General features: G+C 39.6%; 20 protein-coding genes. 3 read left to right on the forward strand and 17 right to left on the reverse strand.

What is annotated here, in order from left to right; translation table 11 throughout:
- Positions 1–72: 72 nt before the first annotated feature.
- Positions 73–1,041 carry a tryptophan--tRNA ligase gene (gene trpS, locus H9565_RS01435; protein WP_215436579.1) on the forward strand — a complete coding sequence of 323 codons (969 nt, stop codon included), beginning with the start codon at positions 73–75 and terminating at the stop codon, positions 1,039–1,041.
- 182 nt (positions 1,042–1,223) lie between these two features.
- Here trpS and dprA read toward each other — a convergent pair whose 3' ends face one another.
- Positions 1,224–2,327 carry a DNA-processing protein DprA gene (dprA, locus tag H9565_RS01440; RefSeq protein WP_215436582.1) on the reverse strand — a complete coding sequence of 368 codons (1,104 nt, stop codon included), beginning with the start codon at positions 2,325–2,327 and terminating at the stop codon, positions 1,224–1,226.
- 105 nt (positions 2,328–2,432) lie between these two features.
- Here dprA and H9565_RS01445 point away from each other — a divergent pair, with 105 nt between their 5' ends.
- Together H9565_RS01445 and H9565_RS01450 are read left to right on the forward strand one after the other, a co-directional pair.
- Positions 2,433–3,392, forward strand: coding sequence for an HU domain-containing protein (locus H9565_RS01445; RefSeq protein WP_215436585.1), 960 nt, complete (start codon positions 2,433–2,435; stop codon positions 3,390–3,392).
- Positions 3,393–3,523: 131 nt separating this feature from the next.
- A complete protein-coding gene (locus tag H9565_RS01450) occupies positions 3,524–4,036 on the forward strand; it encodes an acyl-CoA thioesterase (protein WP_215436588.1) in 513 nt (170 codons plus the stop codon).
- A 7-nt stretch (positions 4,037–4,043) separates the two neighbouring features.
- On the opposite strand, the gene H9565_RS01455 is transcribed toward H9565_RS01450, so the two are convergent.
- The 16 genes from H9565_RS01455 to H9565_RS01530 form a co-directional block, all read right to left on the reverse strand.
- Complete coding sequence (locus H9565_RS01455) at positions 4,044–4,886, reverse strand: aldo/keto reductase (RefSeq protein ID WP_215436592.1); 843 nt, start codon at positions 4,884–4,886, stop codon at positions 4,044–4,046.
- 13 nt (positions 4,887–4,899) lie between these two features.
- Positions 4,900–6,129, reverse strand: a complete 1,230-nt coding sequence (locus tag H9565_RS01460; protein WP_215436595.1) for a murein hydrolase activator EnvC family protein — start codon at positions 6,127–6,129, stop codon at positions 4,900–4,902.
- Entirely contained in the window at positions 6,119–6,913 is a 795-nt protein-coding gene (locus H9565_RS01465; RefSeq protein WP_215436597.1) for a DUF4292 domain-containing protein, read from the reverse strand. Before H9565_RS01465 ends, H9565_RS01460 begins: the two co-directional genes overlap by 11 nt.
- Positions 6,914–6,927: 14 nt before the next feature.
- Positions 6,928–7,869 carry a tetratricopeptide repeat protein gene (locus H9565_RS01470; protein ID WP_215436599.1) on the reverse strand — a complete coding sequence of 314 codons (942 nt, stop codon included), beginning with the start codon at positions 7,867–7,869 and terminating at the stop codon, positions 6,928–6,930.
- Between the two features lie 35 nt (positions 7,870–7,904).
- Positions 7,905–8,339, reverse strand: a complete 435-nt coding sequence (dut, locus tag H9565_RS01475) for a dUTP diphosphatase (protein ID WP_215436602.1) — start codon at positions 8,337–8,339, stop codon at positions 7,905–7,907.
- A 76-nt stretch (positions 8,340–8,415) separates the two neighbouring features.
- Entirely contained in the window at positions 8,416–9,882 is a 1,467-nt protein-coding gene (locus tag H9565_RS01480) for a lipopolysaccharide biosynthesis protein (protein WP_215438192.1), read from the reverse strand.
- A gap of 81 nt (positions 9,883–9,963) precedes the next feature.
- Positions 9,964–10,410, reverse strand: coding sequence for a putative periplasmic lipoprotein (locus H9565_RS01485; protein WP_215436603.1), 447 nt, complete (start codon positions 10,408–10,410; stop codon positions 9,964–9,966).
- A 141-nt stretch (positions 10,411–10,551) separates the two neighbouring features.
- Positions 10,552–11,412, reverse strand: coding sequence for an ATP synthase F1 subunit gamma (gene atpG, locus H9565_RS01490; protein ID WP_215436605.1), 861 nt, complete (start codon positions 11,410–11,412; stop codon positions 10,552–10,554).
- A gap of 93 nt (positions 11,413–11,505) precedes the next feature.
- The gene (gene atpA, locus H9565_RS01495) at positions 11,506–13,086 is read right to left on the reverse strand and encodes a F0F1 ATP synthase subunit alpha (RefSeq protein WP_215436608.1); all 1,581 of its coding nucleotides are present in this window, start codon (positions 13,084–13,086) and stop codon (positions 11,506–11,508) included.
- 55 nt (positions 13,087–13,141) lie between these two features.
- Positions 13,142–13,681 carry an ATP synthase F1 subunit delta gene (atpH, locus tag H9565_RS01500; RefSeq protein WP_215436611.1) on the reverse strand — a complete coding sequence of 180 codons (540 nt, stop codon included), beginning with the start codon at positions 13,679–13,681 and terminating at the stop codon, positions 13,142–13,144.
- 66 nt (positions 13,682–13,747) lie between these two features.
- A complete protein-coding gene (locus tag H9565_RS01505) occupies positions 13,748–14,248 on the reverse strand; it encodes a F0F1 ATP synthase subunit B (RefSeq protein ID WP_215436613.1) in 501 nt (166 codons plus the stop codon).
- A gap of 88 nt (positions 14,249–14,336) precedes the next feature.
- Complete coding sequence (gene atpE / locus H9565_RS01510; protein ID WP_013993139.1) at positions 14,337–14,525, reverse strand: ATP synthase F0 subunit C; 189 nt, start codon at positions 14,523–14,525, stop codon at positions 14,337–14,339.
- A gap of 38 nt (positions 14,526–14,563) precedes the next feature.
- Positions 14,564–15,742, reverse strand: a complete 1,179-nt coding sequence (gene atpB, locus H9565_RS01515) for a F0F1 ATP synthase subunit A (RefSeq protein WP_215436615.1) — start codon at positions 15,740–15,742, stop codon at positions 14,564–14,566.
- A 95-nt stretch (positions 15,743–15,837) separates the two neighbouring features.
- The gene (locus tag H9565_RS01520; RefSeq protein ID WP_215436618.1) at positions 15,838–16,224 is read right to left on the reverse strand and encodes a DUF6168 family protein; all 387 of its coding nucleotides are present in this window, start codon (positions 16,222–16,224) and stop codon (positions 15,838–15,840) included.
- A gap of 2 nt (positions 16,225–16,226) precedes the next feature.
- Positions 16,227–16,451, reverse strand: a complete 225-nt coding sequence (locus H9565_RS01525) for an AtpZ/AtpI family protein (protein WP_215436621.1) — start codon at positions 16,449–16,451, stop codon at positions 16,227–16,229.
- On the reverse strand, positions 16,429–16,878 hold the full coding sequence (locus H9565_RS01530; RefSeq protein ID WP_215436624.1) for a bactofilin family protein: 450 nt from the start codon (positions 16,876–16,878) through the stop codon (positions 16,429–16,431). The genes H9565_RS01525 and H9565_RS01530 overlap by 23 nt, the downstream gene beginning before the upstream one ends.
- Between the last annotated feature and the right edge of the window lie 2 nt (positions 16,879–16,880).

Raw genomic sequence — 16,880 nt, forward strand, 5'->3', positions numbered from 1 at the left:
AAAATCAAAAGTAACAATTTTACGAGGTATAATGCATTTCTTTTATCTTTGGGCTTCTTTGAAAATAAGCAAATGGCAAGAATCTTAACAGGAATACAAAGCACGGGCACTCCACACCTAGGAAATATCTTAGGCGCAATCATGCCCGCAATAGAAATGGCGCAAGACCCAAAGAACGAATCGTTTTTGTTCATTGCGGATATGCATTCGCTCACCCAGATTAAAAATGCGGAAGAATTACGTAGAAACACCTATGCCATAGCTTCAACATGGTTGGCTTTTGGGTTGGATATAGACCAAACTGTTTTTTATAGACAGAGCGATGTCCCACAAACTACTGAGCTTTCTTGGTACCTAAGTTGCTTTTTTCCGTTTCAAAGATTGACTTTGGCACATTCGTTTAAGGACAAGGCAGACCGCTTGGAGGATGTTAACGCCGGATTGTTTACCTACCCTATGTTAATGGCCGCGGATATTCTTTTATACGATGCCAATATTGTACCCGTTGGAAAAGACCAGATGCAGCATCTTGAGATTACCCGTGATGTAGCTTCTCGCTTTCATGCGCAACTAGGGGAAACCTTTGTTCTGCCCGAAGGTAAGGTTCAGGAAAGTACCATGTACATTCCCGGTACCGATGGAGAGAAAATGAGTAAGAGTAGGGGCAACCTGATCAATCTTTTTCAAACTGATAAAAAACTAAGGAAACAGATTATGGGCATACAGACGGACAGTACGCCTATGGAAGAACCAAAGGACCCGACTAACGACAACGTTTTTGCCTTATACAAAATATTGGCCTCTCAAGAACAGATTGAAGAAATGAGTGCCAACTACCTTGCAGGAAACTACGGGTATGGCCATGCCAAACAAGCCCTTTACGAAGTAATCGTAAACAAATTTGGTGATGCACGGGAGAAGTATGATTACTACATGAACAATACTAAAGAAGTAGACGAAGCATTGGCCATAGGTGCCGAAAAAGCCCGCAAAGTTGCCGATGGCGTACTGGAAAGAGTACGTGAAAAACTTGGTTATTAAATTTTAACAGAACCGACTTTAGAGTCGGTTTTGTTTTTGTACGGCATTTAGGAAATCAAAAATTGTCTCGTTTTCAAGAGGTTTTTCATCGATAAAGCCCTTAAGAACCTACTTTAAGCTCGTATCAAACCTATTTACAGACTAGCCAGTCGGTAGTCTTCTCTATCATTTTTCAATTTTTGTTAAATGGCCTCGAACAGTTTTCCGGGCAATGGACGGATAACTCCTTTCATTTCCATATTCAATAAGGTAGACGACACTTTAAAAATAGGCAACCGGCATTCCAAAGCTATGCTGTCTAACAATTGCTTTCCGTTTTTGTGTAAGTAATCATAAATGGACTGTTCGGTTGGTTCAAGTTCAACAAAGAGTTGCTTTTGAATAGTTTGAGGCTCCTTCTCGGCAATATTCCAACCCAAAAGATAAATCAGATCAGCGGCCGAAGTCAGCATATGTGCCTTTTGCTGTTTTATTAGATTATTGCACCCAGAGCTGTACTTATCCTGGGCTCTTCCCGGTACGGCAAACACATCCCGATTGTAGCTGTTGGCAATATCCGCGGTAACCAAGCTACCTCCTTTTTCGGCAGATTCAATAACTACAGTAGCTTCGCTCATACCGGCAATAACCCGGTTTCGCTTTAAAAAATTTTCCCGGTCAGGATTACTTGTACTTCTGAACTCCGTGTAGAACCCACCATTTTTCTCCACATCACGAATATATTTCTCATGAGTTTTTGGATACATTTGGTTGAGGCCATGTGCCAAACAGCCTATAGTTTGTAAACCGTGTTTTACGGCAGCCTTTTGAGCAGTAATATCCACGCCATAGGCAAATCCACTAACGATTATGGGGTTCAACGGAGCTAAGTCTTCAATGAACTTTTCGCAAAATGCGGTGCCATAACTTGTTATTTTACGCGTACCAACAATACTAATGAGTTTCCGGTTCTCTAAGTTGATATTTCCCCTTTTGTAGAGCAATACCGGACTATCTATACAGTGTTTTAGGTAACTGGGATAATCCTCGTCCAAAAAATAAGAGAACCCAATGCTGTTTTTCTCAATATACCCATACTCCTCCTCTGCGGCCTCTTGGTGTTCTACATCGTAAAGTCCTTTTAAAGCATGCGTACCAACACCATCTATTTTTAAAAGATTTTGGCGCTTTTCTTCAAAAACAGCTGTTGCGCTGCCACAATGTGCAATAAGTTTTTTTAAAGTTACATCACCTATTTTGGGGGCACCTTGCAAACGTAATACTGCAAGCAATTCATCTGTAGTCATTTATATATGCATCAAAGTTATCCACAAAATACACATTTTATAATGTTAATAAAAAGTTATGTAGGGGCTGGTCTGACCTTTTAATTTTTTCCATATTTGCGCTATATGGGATTAGAACGCTATATATCTGAGTTAATGTATCGCTACAACTGTGTAGTTGTGCCAGGTTTCGGAGCATTTTTAACCGAACAAAAATCTGCTGTTATACATGAAAGTACCAACACTTTTTATCCTCCGGTAAAAACGGTTTCATTCAACCAACAATTATTGTCCAATGACGGACTTTTAGTTTCCTATGCCGCCGAAGCAGAAAATGTTTCTTTTGAGCAGATGCTTGAAGAAGTAGGCGAAATTGTAGGTGAATGGAAAGCAGACCTTAAAAAAGGCAATCAATTAAGATTGGCCGATATTGGAACGCTATGGTACAGTTCAGAAGATAAGATTCAATTTCAACCTTCAGGCAATGTAAACTACCTGACATCTTCCTTTGGAATGTCTTCTTTTGTTTCCGCTCCGGTTACCCGTGAAGCGTTAAAAGAAGAAGTTGTTCAGCTTGAAGAAAAAATTCCGTTTGCTTTTACACCTGAAAAACGTGAAACGCTTACGCTTCGTCCTTATTTAAAATATGCGGCCGTTGCGCTAGTTGCTTTAACTCTAGGTGTTACCGGATTCCAATTTTACAAATCCAACGAAAACAACCAACAACTGGCCCGCCAAGAAGCGGAACAACAGGTATCCAAACGTATTCAAGAAGCAACCTTCTTTGATGCGCAGCCATTAGAATTACCTACAATTACACTAAAAACTTCTAAAAAAGCGGTTTCGGAGCTGGCGGAAAAGCGTATGCACCATATTATTGCCGGAGCTTTTAGATACCGTACCAATGCAGACAAGAAAATAGAGCAATTAAAACTTAAGGGCTTTAATCCTTCTTATATAGGTACAAATCCTTTTGGTCTATATTTGGTTGCCTACGATAGTTTTACGGACTCTAACAAAGCCTTGGAAGCACTACGTGAAATTAAGCGCACTCAAAAAGACGCTTGGTTAAAATCCGGTCACTAAAACCAACTTCGTATCATCCATCTTTTTTTGAAAAGCTTATTTTTCAAGCTTTTAAATTTACCTTTTACAACTTAGAAAAGGTTCTTCTTTGGTGCCCGTTAAAAAAGGTATCTTTGCCAAAAAATTGATTTATGCAGGCTAAAAATCCCCGTGATTCTAGAACCGTAATGACCGATATGGTACTCCCTAGTGAGACCAACCCCTTAAACAACCTATTTGGAGGTGAGCTTTTGGCCCGAATGGACCGTGCCGCTAGTATTTCTGCACGCCGCCACAGCCGCCGCATTACCGTTACCGCATCTGTAAACCATGTGGCATTTAACCAATCTGTACCCGTGGGAAGTGTACTTACAGTAGAAGCGGCCGTTTCACGTGCTTTTAGAACTTCTATGGAAGTGTATATTGATGTTTGGATGGAAGACCGTTTTACCGGCGAAAAATCCAAGGCCAATGAAGCCATATATACCTTTGTAGCAGTAGATGATACCGGAAGACCTACTGTTGTTCCTCCGTTAGAACCTGAGACAAAACTGGAACAAGAACGCTTTGAAGGCGCTCTGCGCAGAAAACAGCTAAGCCTTGTTCTGGCAGGCAAAATGAAGCCTAATGAAGCTACAGAACTAAAGGCTTTGTTTACACAGTAATCCTCTGTTAGAAATCAAAGTTATCGGGATCAGGTCCGCTGCGTTCACCTTTATCCAGCCCATCTAGATAAACTACATCGGCTTCTGACAGTTCAAAGTCGAAAATATCAGCATTGGACTTGATCCTGTTTTCATGTACCGATTTTGGAATGGCAACAATGCCCTTCTGCAAATTGTAGCGCAATATAATCTGTGCAATAGATTTGTTGTATTTAGCAGTAAGTGGGTCAAAATCATTGGAATGCCCTTCAAAAACTTTTCCCTGCATAAAAGGTGACCAAGATTCGTACTGAATTTCCTTATCGTTACAGAAACCTATTAAATCCTGTTGCACCAAGTAGGGGTGGAACTCCATTTGGTTTACCGTTGGAACAATTTCTGCAGTTTCCAGTAAATCTTCTAAATGGTGCTGCAAAAAATTACTGACCCCAATGGCCCTAATCCGTTTCTCCCGATATAGCTTTTCCATGGCACGCCAAGTATCCTTATATTTTCCGGCAACCGGCCAGTGAATCAAATATAGATCCAGATAATCTACACCCAAACGCTCCAGGCTCTCTTCAAAGGCTTTTAAGGTGCTTTCATAACCTTGGTCCGCGTTCCATAGTTTAGAGACCAAAAACACCTCTTCACGGGCCACATTGCTCTCCTGAATGCCCTTACCTACTCCTTCTTCATTTTTATAGGCCGAAGCCGTATCTATATGTCTGTAACCACCATTCAATGCATTCTTGACAGCATCTATTACCTCTTGCTCATTATCCGCTTGGTACGTGCCCAAACCAAGGTATGGCATTTCTACTTTATTGTTTAACGTAAATGTTCCCTGTAAGTCTGTTATCTTCTTCATAGCATTCTTAAGTTTATAATTGGTACACCCACTCCTCAGGATTTAACTTGGAAGTGTTTTGATGTAAATAAAATTTCAATTTTGTTTGACCGTTAGACCGATTGGTATAAATTTCTCCGAGATCCGTCTTTGCTTCTACCTTATCACCCTTTTTTACATAAAGGACCGAGAGGTTATAATACGTACTGATAAAATTACCATGTTTTAATTGCACAGCCTTATTACCACCCGGAATGGAAAGTATGGCAATGACCTCACCTCTAAAAATAGCCCGTGCCTTGGCCCCTTGGTCCGTGGTAATGACCACACCGTTACTCTGATGTTTAATTCCAGGATAAATAGCATCTGCATACACCCCAAAACCTTGGCTTTTGAACCCTTTTTCAACAGGCCAAATCAATCTACCCTTATTTGCCGTAAAGCTATTGGCCACGATAGCCGCCTCCGGAGTTAATAGGAACTTGCTTGGGTCGTTACTTTTTTTGTTGGCATCCTTATTGGATGCCGCTATGGCCTCACGAATGAGACGCTCGATCTGACGGTCAATTTCCTTGGCCTGATTTTGCTTGTCCCTAATTTGTGCGGCAAATTTGGTTTCGCTCTTACGTATCGTTCCCAGTAGTGCCTGATGATCCTCTTTTTCTTGGGTCATTGCCCTTTTAGCCTTTAGGTTTTGGGCCACTAAACGGTCCTTTTCCTTTCGTTGCGCGCTAAGCCCTTGATTCAACTTACTAAGTTCTTCGGTCTTAACAACAATTTTCTCCCCCTGTTTACGTCTAAATTCCGTGTATTGTTTTATGTACTGTATGCGCTTAAAAGCTTGATAAAAATCATCCGATGACAGCAAAAACATTAATTTGCTCTGTTGAATTTTGCTTTGGTAGCCCTTTTGGATCATCATAGCATAATCATCCTTAAGCTCATCCAATTCTTTCCTTAAACCGGAAATGACCTTTATGTTGGCATTTATTTTTCGGTTTAGAATGTTGGACTGTTTCGTGGTCACATTAATCAGCTCTTGACGCACTTTTATTTTGTTGTCCAAGGCCTCCATCTGATCTAAGACCGTACCCTTTTTCTTCTTTTGGTCAAACAGTAAATAGTTGATTTGTTCTATCTCTTTTTGCAACTGCTCTCGCTTGGCTTCCAGCGCTTCCTGCTCTTCGTTTTGAGCAAAAACGGGGTTCCATCCCAAGAGATAGAAAAAAAAGAAAATTGCAATATAATGGGTATTACCGCGCATCGTCAGTAAGTGTAATTTCTTTAAAACCTTTTGGTATTTTATAAGGAAAGTTCATAGGTTGATCAAACTCTATATTTTTGTATTCTATATCAACCGTATTGCGGTCCTCACCTTCAATAGCGGCAACGGCAATACGTTGCGGAAGAATATACTTGCCAATTTTCTGATAATCCGTATAGTTTATTTGTAACAAACGCTTCTTTAGAGGCTGAGAGAGTTGTTGCGCTGCCATTTTAAAGTTCTTGGGCTCTACTTGAAACATCACCTTAAAGAGTTCCATTGCTTTTTTAGGTTTCAATTGATAATCCCCATTTACAATAGATGCATCATACTTTCCTTCCCTTAAATTAAAAAGCGCCTGGCCCATTAGCAGATTTTGTACCTGCTCAAAATCCAGTTCTGTTCCTAGAAACTTACTTAAATAAGCAAAATCTCCATCAAAATACTCATTCTGCAATTTGTTATAAAAGGAGACCCTGCCCGGCGTTATATATGCCTTTACCATGCCAAGTGGAGCACTCATCCAAATAGCCTTATCCTTTTCCATTCGCAGGCTAACTGAAACCCCTTGAGACGATTCGCCATCGGAATAATCTATTCGCATTTTCCCGCTTAGCGTATTAAAATTGGTTGTATTCGCATAATGGTTCTTAACAATAGCTTTCGCCGAAAGATTGCCATCAACCTTACCATCGGCCAGAACCTTGGTAGATTTACAAGAAATAAAAAAAGTAAGTGAGACCAACGCCGTTAAACGCAGGGCCATTCGTAAGGGTAAAGCCATAATCTTTGTAAAGTTTAAAACCCGGGTTTTATCTTACGAAGATACATATTTGCCTTGACTGAATTGTTAATGGAATTATAAGCATCTGCCAGTTCTTGATAAAACTTATTGGCCAATGCAATATCACCTACAAAATAATCCAGTCCGGTTTCCAATACCTCAATAGCATCGCGTGGTTTGCCCTTTTTATTATAGGCATAACCTTGGGCATAATAAAAATAGGGTTGCGAAGGGTAACTTTCCAAAGCCTCTGCCGCAACTTGATCTAGAGATAAATAATTATTGGTTCTGAGCATGCCCTGAATACGGGCCTTGTATTGCTCAACGGAACCTGATTCCGATCTGTTTACGTTGGTAGCAGAAAAGGAACTACTGGTAATAGCCGCCTGTTGCGATTCTATTAAATCATCTACTTTTACGGATAGCTGTTGCGTAAAGCTAGATTTTGGAGTCTGCTCCAGAATAGATTTTGCTGCTTTGGCCCTTCCCTTTCTATAATATACCAAAGCCAAATTTTCCTTGAACTTGGGTTCATCAAAAGGCAACTGCTCTTTATTGCTCTCAACGGATCTCTGCTGTTTTTGCAATATCTCTACATACGTATTGGTATACCATAAATTATCAGGTTCTGCCAATAGCGCCGTTAAAGCAAATGTTTCCGCAACCGGATATTGTTTTTCCTTGAGGTACATTTGTGCCAGTTCATGGTCTACCACAGTATTATTTTCATCCAATTGTTTGCATTGGAGCATAAGGTTAATGGCCCTATCGTAATTTTCAATACCCTTTTGCTTTAGGGCATCAAAAAATTTGTCCTGAAAATCATCCGAATAGTCCTCCAGAAAAAGCTCTGCACTTTGTGTTTCATCAATATTAGGCGACTCTTGGGCATAGGTAGATAGGGCGATAAGAAAAAATCCCCCGAAGAAAGTGGATATAACCCGACTTATTCTCATCTTACAACATCTACCTTTCATTGCTATAGAATTAACTACTTTACACCCGTACTACCAAAACCACCCTCACCTCTTGAAGTTTCGGAAAGTTCGTTAACCTCTATCCAATCTGCGCGTTCGTGTTTGGCTATGACCAGTTGGGCAATACGCTCCCCGTTTTCGATAGCAAAACTTTCATTGGACAAGTTTACCAAAATTACACCAATCTCTCCACGATAATCCGCATCAACCGTACCGGGCGCATTTAGAACCGTAATGCCCTTTTTTGCAGCAAGACCGCTTCTAGGTCTCACCTGTGCTTCAAAACCAACCGGAAGCTCTATGAACAGTCCTGTTTTAATAATAGCACGCTCCAAAGGTTGTAATGTTACCGTCTCGGTAATATTGGCCCTAAGGTCCATTCCCGCAGACGCACCCGTTTCATAATGCGGAAGCTTATGTTGTGATTTATTGATAATATTTATTTCCATAGTATTGTGTTAATTGTAAAATGTTCAATTTGATTTTGGCCAACGATTATTGGGTTAGGCCGTCTCTATTACTTCGTTAACTTTTCTGTCTAAGAAAAATCTGTTTCAACTTATCGTTTTCAAGTTTGTATACCAAACCTAGATATAACAAAAGTAAGATACCTCCAATAATTAAGTTCCTATTGAAAACATAAAAAGACAGCACGGAAAAAAGAATGGAAACCCCTAAATAGAAAAGTATTTTTCTAAAGTTATAGGGAACGGGATAGCGCGATTTACCAAGGTAATACGAGAGCACCATCATACTACCGTAAGCCATAACCGTAGCAATGGCACTGGCCATATAACCAATATATGGGATGAAAAAATAATTTATACCGATAGTTATAAATGCTCCGAATACTGATATAAGCGCGCCATAACGGGTTTTATCCGTTACCTTGTACCAGACCGATAGGTTGTGATAAATACCCAAAAAGAAACTGGCCAGCAAAATAATGGGTACAACGGACATGGCTTCCCAATAGGCCGGATTCTTCACAAAAAGCACCTTAAGAACATCGGCAAAGACTACCACACCCAAAAGTATAACACTACCCAAAACTACAAAGTAGTTGGTTATCTGCGCATACGCCTTTTGAGGATTCTCCGTACCGGCATGACTAAAAAAGAAAGGCTCAATTCCCATACGGAACGCTGTTGAGAACAAAGTCATAAACAAGGCAAGCTTTACACAGGCATTGTACATACCCACTTCTTTATTGGCAATATCCTGGGGTAAAAGCGCTTCCAACATTACCCTATCAAAAACTTCGTTTATGGTAAAAGCCACACCTGCAATTAAAACCGGAATAGCATATTTCATCATTTCTTTCCAGAGCTTCTTATCAAAAGTGTATTTACTAATTAAATAAGGTTTTAGCATCAATAGAAGCGTCACGGCGCTAGCTACCAGATTCGCAATGATTATGTATGAAATTTGAAAATTAGGCTTATAAAGCGTTGCTAAAAAGCTTTCCGGACTGGTCTCGGCAACTTTTGGTAGTATCAAAAGAAAAAGTAGCGTAAGACCAAAATTGATGACCACATTTAAAATCTTGACCACCGCATATCGCAAGGGGCGTTCATTGGCACGCAACCAGGCAAAAGGTATAATTACCAAGGCATCCAAAGACAGAATAAAAATAACGTACTTTATGTATTTTGGGTCAATATTGAGCATACTTGCCATACCGTCCTGAAAAAGTAACGAGAATACCATAAAAAGCATGGTGGATCCCAAAATAGAAGTTAGAGAAGTAGATATTACCGTTTCCTTATCAGCGGACTTGGAGTAGAATCTAAAAAAAGCAGTTTCCATTCCGTAGGCCAGTACCACGTTGAACATTGCAAAATATGCAAAGATAACGGCTAGCTCACCATATATCTCCGGGGGCATAGCATCTGTATGCACCCTTACCAAAAAGAAAGAAATCATTCTGGGCAATACAGTGGCCAGACCGTAGATAGCCGTTTGCTTGAACAATTTTTTAAGCGGATTCAATAGTGCTGTATTTAAATCCAAAAGTACCTATTTAAAGGCATGTAGCAAAGTGAAGTTAATCTCCCGCCATCTTTCTTTTTTCTAGCGGGCCTCTTTTTCTTCCAAACTGGAATATGAAATGGGAAGGTTCTGTTGAATTCCGTTGATTTGATAGTATTTCACCTTTTCCTTATGCACAAAACTAATGACCGCTTGTGTCTCTGTTAAATCAAAAGGAAATTCCTCAGGACTTTCAACAACCGCTCCAAATTCTGCAATACCTATAATGCCCTTATCCGTTAATTCAATAGAAATAGGAGCCATTTTCCCATTATAGTAGACGTTCTTTAAGTTGGCATTATCGTTCTCCAAACTTAGCACGGAAACCACTATCTCGTAACCGCCATCTTTTGGGGATTGACTTATGGACCATTTTTGAGCGTAGGCTTCTCCTAAACTAAAAGGCGCCGTGGTTTCCAATTTCTTGGTAGACCCACAACCCGAAAGGATAAATAAGCTTAATCCTAAAATATAGATGTATTTTTTCATGATAGTTATCTTATTGTATTTGGCAATACATACGCATAAAGCATGCTCAGGGACTATCCTAAAAAAAGAAACCCCACATTTCTGTGGGGTTTTCTATTCTATACGTATCTACAATGACTAAGTCAAAGCTGATATATTCTATTAGTTGTTCAACGCTTCCGCACCACCAACAATCTCCAAGATTTCGTTGGTAATTGCCGCTTGTCTTGCTTGGTTGTAAGACAACTTCAATTGATCTCTCAATTCGGTTGCGTTATCCGTTGCTTTATGCATTGCCGTCATACGAGCACCATGTTCACTGGCAAAAGAATCACGGATACCTTTGTACAATTGCGTTTTTAACGACTTAGGAATCAACTGCTCAACAATTTCTATTTTTGAAGGTTCAAAAACATAATCAGTGCTAAGGTTATCTGCCCCGGCCATAGGCACGATAGGCAAGAACTGCTCAGTCATTACAATCTGTGTAGCAGCGTTTTTAAATTTATTGTAAACGATGTCTATACGGTCATAATTACCTGAAGTGAATTGCTCCATTAAATCTTCGGCAATGGCAGATACATTGTCAAAAGTTAAATCATCATAAAGGCTGCTATGATTTGCTATTACCTTTGAACGCTTTACCAAGAAATCATTGGCTTTTTTACCAATGGCTACAAAATCTACCTGCTTGCCAGCATACTTTTCATTAAGCAAAATAGTACATTGCTTTAAGATGTTAGAGTTAAAAGCACCGGCCAAACCTCTGTTTGAAGTTATAGCAACCACCAATACCTTTTTTACTTCTCTATTATCAGCATATACACTACCAGAATCAGAATCCAAGCTAGCACTTAAACCTTGCAACAGCTCCGTAAGCTTATCGGCATAAGGTCGCATTGCAGTAATGGCATCCTGTGCTTTCTTCAACTTTGCGGCAGATACCATTTTCATGGCACTAGTAATCTGCATCGTTGATGATACCGACGATATTCTGTTTCGTATTTCCTTTAAGTTTGCCATTCTTTAAATAGTATTTAGTAGTGAGTGGGCCGCATCCAAGCTATGGTTTTACCCTTTAATGGTTACTTCCCACTCAATACTCTGTACTTAGTACTAGTTTCTATATTTACCCGAAAGGTCTTTAGCTACCGTAGTCAACGTATCCGTTACTTCATCAGTAAGTTTACCGGACTTTAAGGTATCCAACACATCTCTGTGTTTTGCGTTCAAGAATTCCAAATAATCTCTTTCGAACTCCTTAACCTTTTCTACAGGAACATCACGCAACAAGTTCTTAGAACCTGCATAGATAATGGCTACCTGATCTTCAACCGTGTAAGGATCGTTCTGAGCTTGCTTAAGAATCTCTACGTTACGACGTCCTTTTTCAATAACGTTCAATGTAGCAGAATCCAAATCTGAACCGAACTTCGCAAAAGCTTCCAATTCACGGAACTGAGCTTGATCCAGTTTTAATGTACCTGCAACCTTCTTCATTGATTTAATCTGAGCGTTACCACCCACACGAGATACAGAGATACCAACGTTAATTGCCGGTCTTACCCCTTGGTTGAATAAATCCTGCTCCAAGAAAATCTGTCCGTCCGTAATAGAAATTACGTTCGTAGGAATATATGCCGATACGTCACCTGCTTGTGTTTCAATAATAGGAAGTGCCGTTAGCGAACCACCACCTTTTACCATAGGCTTCAAAACCTCAGGTAAATCGTTCATGTTCTTAGCAATTGCATCATCATTGATAACCTTTGCAGCACGCTCCAACAATCTAGAGTGAAGGTAGAAAACGTCACCTGGGTAAGCCTCACGTCCCGGTGGTCTTCTTAAAAGAAGTGATACCTCACGATACGCAACCGCTTGCTTTGATAAATCATCATAAATAATCAAAGCTGGACGACCTGTGTCACGGAAATACTCTCCGATAGATGCACCTGCAAAAGGAGCATATACCTGCATTGGTGCAGGATCGGAAGCATTAGCAGCAACAATAGTTGTATATGCCATAGCACCTTTATCTTCTAATGTCTGCGCAATGGCAGCAACAGTAGAGGCTTTTTGGCCAATAGCAACATATATACAAAATACCGGCTCACCAGCATCATAAAATTCTTTTTGGTTCAAAATGGTATCGATACAAACGGTAGTTTTACCAGTTTGACGGTCACCAATTACAAGCTCCCTCTGGCCACGGCCAACAGGAATCATTGCATCAATTGCCTTAATACCAGATTGCATAGGCTCAGTTACCGGCTCTCTAAAGATTACACCAGGAGCTTTACGCTCTAATGGCATCTCATAAGTATCACCAGCAATAGGTCCTTTACCATCTATAGGGTTACCCAAAGTGTCTACCACACGGCCAACGATACCTTCACCTACTTTGATAGAAGCAATTCGCTGGGTACGTTTTACCGTAGCACCTTCTCCAATAGACTTGGAATGTCCTAAAAGAACCACACCAACGTTATCTTCTTCAAGGTTAAGAACGATACCTTCAAGGCCGCCTTCGAATTCTACCAATTCCCCGTACTGGGCATTAGATAGACCGTAGACTCTGGCGATACCATCACCAACCTGCAGTACAGTTCCCACCTCATCCAATGTAGCGGTGGCTTCAAATCCTGATAATTGTTTCTTTAAAATTGCTGATACCTCAGCGGCTTTTACTCCTGCCATTTTTATAGATATAAGACCTAGAACTTAAGAAATACATCCTAAGCCCTTGTTATTATTATAAACTACTTGTAAACTCTCGTTTAATATTATTCAATTTGTTTGAAATGCTAGCGTCATATTGCAAATCGCCAACACGCAATACAAATCCTCCAACAATGCTTTCATCAATTTTATTCTCGATGGTAACGGCATTACCGGTTATCTGAGCTATTTGCTTAAGAACTTTCTTTTCAAGGTCTGCGCTTAACGGCACAGCGGTAGTAACGTAAGCCACTCCTTCTCCTTTCAAATCTTCATTAAGAATAATATACTTTAAAGCAACCTCGTTTAAAATAGATATTCTTTTGTTCGCAGCAAGCGTATTGATTACACCAAGGGTAATTTGATCACTGCCTTCAAATACAGCGGCCAAAGCTTTTTTCTTGGTTTCCCCATTTACTACGGGACTCGCCAACATTGCTCTCAACTCCTTACTATCGGCAATAGTTGCCACAACCGAACGCATGTCTTTCTCAACTGCACTCGTAGCCTTGTTTTGAACCGCTAGGTCCAAGACTGCTTTTGCGTAACGTATTGCTGCTCTAGAATCGCTCATCTTTTATTTTGTTTTATTGTCCTGTTGCGCAAAAACCATTGGCACAACAAAGAGCAATATAGCTACTTAATTCAATTTAACATCACCCAACATACTTTCAACCAACTTTAATTGTTGGTCCTTGTTGGATAGTTGTTCTTTTAAAACCTTCTCTGCAATCTCTACAGAAAGTTCAGCTACCTGATTTTTAATATCGGCAACAGCAGCTTTCTTTTCGCTTTCAATAGCAGCTTGAGCTTGCTTCAACATTTTATCGCCTTCTACTTTAGCCTGCTCTTTAGAATCCGAAATCATCTTATCTTTGATTTCACGAGCTTCTTTTAACATAGCCTCACGCTCTGCACGGGCCTCTTTTAATAACTTATCATTATCAGCCTGCAAGTTCTGCATTTCTGCACGCGCTTTTTCAGCAGCCTCCAATGCACCATGAATACCTTCTTCACGTTCGTTCAAAGAAGTCAAGATCGGTTTCCATGCAAATTTCACCAATAGGAAAATCAACCCTAACAATAATATTGTCTGAACTACGAAAAGGCCTGGCGAGAAATCGTTTAATAAAGTTTCCATATATAATATTACCTTAAAATTCTAAACTTGATTAAAACATTTCCTGCAACCAACCGTTGCAGGAAAATGTCTTTGGGTTTTGTAGTTCTTATTTTCCTAAGAACAAGGCACCGAATGCCAAACCTTCTAAAAGTGCAGCAATGATAATCATCGCAGTTTGGATTTTTCCTGTTGCTTCTGGCTGACGAGCAATACCTTCCATTGCTTTACCACCAATTTGACCAAGACCGATACCTGCTCCGATTACGATTAAACCAGCTCCAATTAAGTTGTACATAGTAATTGATTTATATAATTAAATTAAAAAACTCTCTTTTAGATGAAATCCCCTCTAACGTCTTCCGCATCCGGAATTTCATGTCCGTTTGCATCGTGCTCATGCTCATGGTCGTGTTCCGCAACAGCCATACCAATAAACAATGCCGATAACATGGTAAAAATATAAGCCTGCAAAAAGGCGACCAACACCTCTATCAATGTAATGAAAAACGATAGTACCAACGACAAGATTGTAGCTCCCCCGACGGTAAGGCTCTCCTTAAGTGTAAACATGATCGCAATTAGACTCATTACTACAATGTGTCCTGCAGATATGTTCGCGAACAAACGCACCAACAATGAAAATGGCTTGATTACAAAAGCTCCGGCCAATTCTATAATAGCAAGAACAGGTCTGATCAAAACAGGAACACCCGGCATCCACAACATGTGCATCCAGTAATCTTTGTTTCCGCTAAACGTATAGATAATTAAAGTGAAAATTGCCAAAGCAGCGGTAACGGCCAACTGACCGGTTACATTGAAACCTAACGGAGTTAAACCTAAAAGGTTCAAAATCCATATAAAGAAAAACACGGTTAAAAGGTATCCTGTAAATTTTCTGTATTTTTTCTCGCCAATGTTTGGCTTAGCAATTTCATCCCTAACATAAATTACCAAAGGCTCCAAAACTCTACCGAATCCTGTAGGTACTTTTTTGCTAGCATATTGTTTGGCCAATGAAGAGAATGCCCAAAGCATTAAAAGTCCAACCAATAAAATTCCGAAAACACTTTTAGTGATTGAAAAATCCAAAACCTTAGCTGCATTTTCTGCATGGTGATGTTCATCAAATTGAACCTCGGAAGCTCCCGCATTTAACTCATAAATCTTGCCGTGAAGCTTTACGAATTTGGATCCACCTTTCTCTACTATAACCTTTCCGGCATCGTCATGATGAAATTCAGAAGACATGAAAGTCACCAACCCATTGCTAGACCAAAGAATGATCGGCAATGGAAAGCCTACATGCTTACGCTCGCCATTGTCTCCCGTATATGAAAACAAATGAAAATCATGAGCATCTTTAATGTGGTGCAAAATGTATGCATTCACTTCATCTTTTGTGTCTACCGCCCCTTCATCACCTCCTTCAGAGAATGCAAAACCCTGAAGAGAAATGCATAGTGTACAAAGTAAAACTAGTGTTCTGATCATTTTTGAAACTTCCTTCATTATTTTTTATCAAAAAATTATGCTCCTGAAATTTTGCGCAAAAGTAGGTAATCTTGCCGTAATACAAAGCATTTTTATTCCATAAAATTTTGAAACTATCTACGCTGCATAATTTTTGAAACAAAAAAGACTTCCAAGCCTAAAAAAACAAACACGGGAATTAAAAGTGAAGCCCTGTAAAATCTCGGTAAATACTGATCTCCCATAAGTTGTGGGTAGCACATAGCAGTATAAGCGGCAATTTTAAATACTAAAAGCCCGATATAAATAAAACCCAATTGAACAAAAACTTTTTCGTTTTTGGAGAGCAGTTGAAAGGCAATAATTACCGATAAAGAGAAAATAAAATGAAAGATATAGGCTTTTTTGAGCAGTGCCCTAAAGTCCAAATTAGTATCTGCCAATAAAAACTGATGTAGAAAAAAAGAAGTCGTGCCCACCAAAATGAACACGACTATATATTGTACTATTTGCTTTATCAATGTTACTTATTTAATGTGATCACTTTTTTGATGACGATATACATTGACAAAAATACGGCAAGTAAAGTAAATGTATCCTCTAGAAACGTTTTTTCAAACTTTACATCTAACCAGGCCCCCAAAAGATTGCCTAAATAGATAGTAGCACCCATTTGTATGGCAATACCCGAAAAACTGGCCGCAGTACGTATTAAATTTGAATCATTATGAGGCTTTTGCTGGCTCATTGCTCGTACTAGAACTGTTGCTTAACGATGATTTAAAGCTACTTGAAGAACTGTTCAAAGAACCACCTTTACCTTTCATGGTACAGGAAGCATTGAACGTAGCTCCGGGCTCAACCGCCAATTTGGTTACCGAAACGGTACCTTCTATTACCGCAGAAGACTTTAATGAAAGTAAATCGGACACTAAAAGTTCGCCATTAAAGCTTCCCTCAATATCAGCATTTACACATTCTACTTTGCCATGAATATAGCCATCCTTACCAATAACTACCTTACCGGTAGTTTTTACGTTACCGTCTAATTTTCCATCGATTCTAAAATCTGCTTCAGATTCTATATCACCTTTAATTTTTGTGTGCTTGGAAATTCTGTTAGGTTGTGCGCCAATTTCGTTCATAGTTCTTGGTTTTTTGTTGTCAGAAAACATTT

The sequence above is a fragment of the Zobellia russellii genome, from assembly GCF_018728565.1.
GTDB classification, from domain to species: Bacteria; Bacteroidota; Bacteroidia; order Flavobacteriales; family Flavobacteriaceae; genus Zobellia; species Zobellia russellii.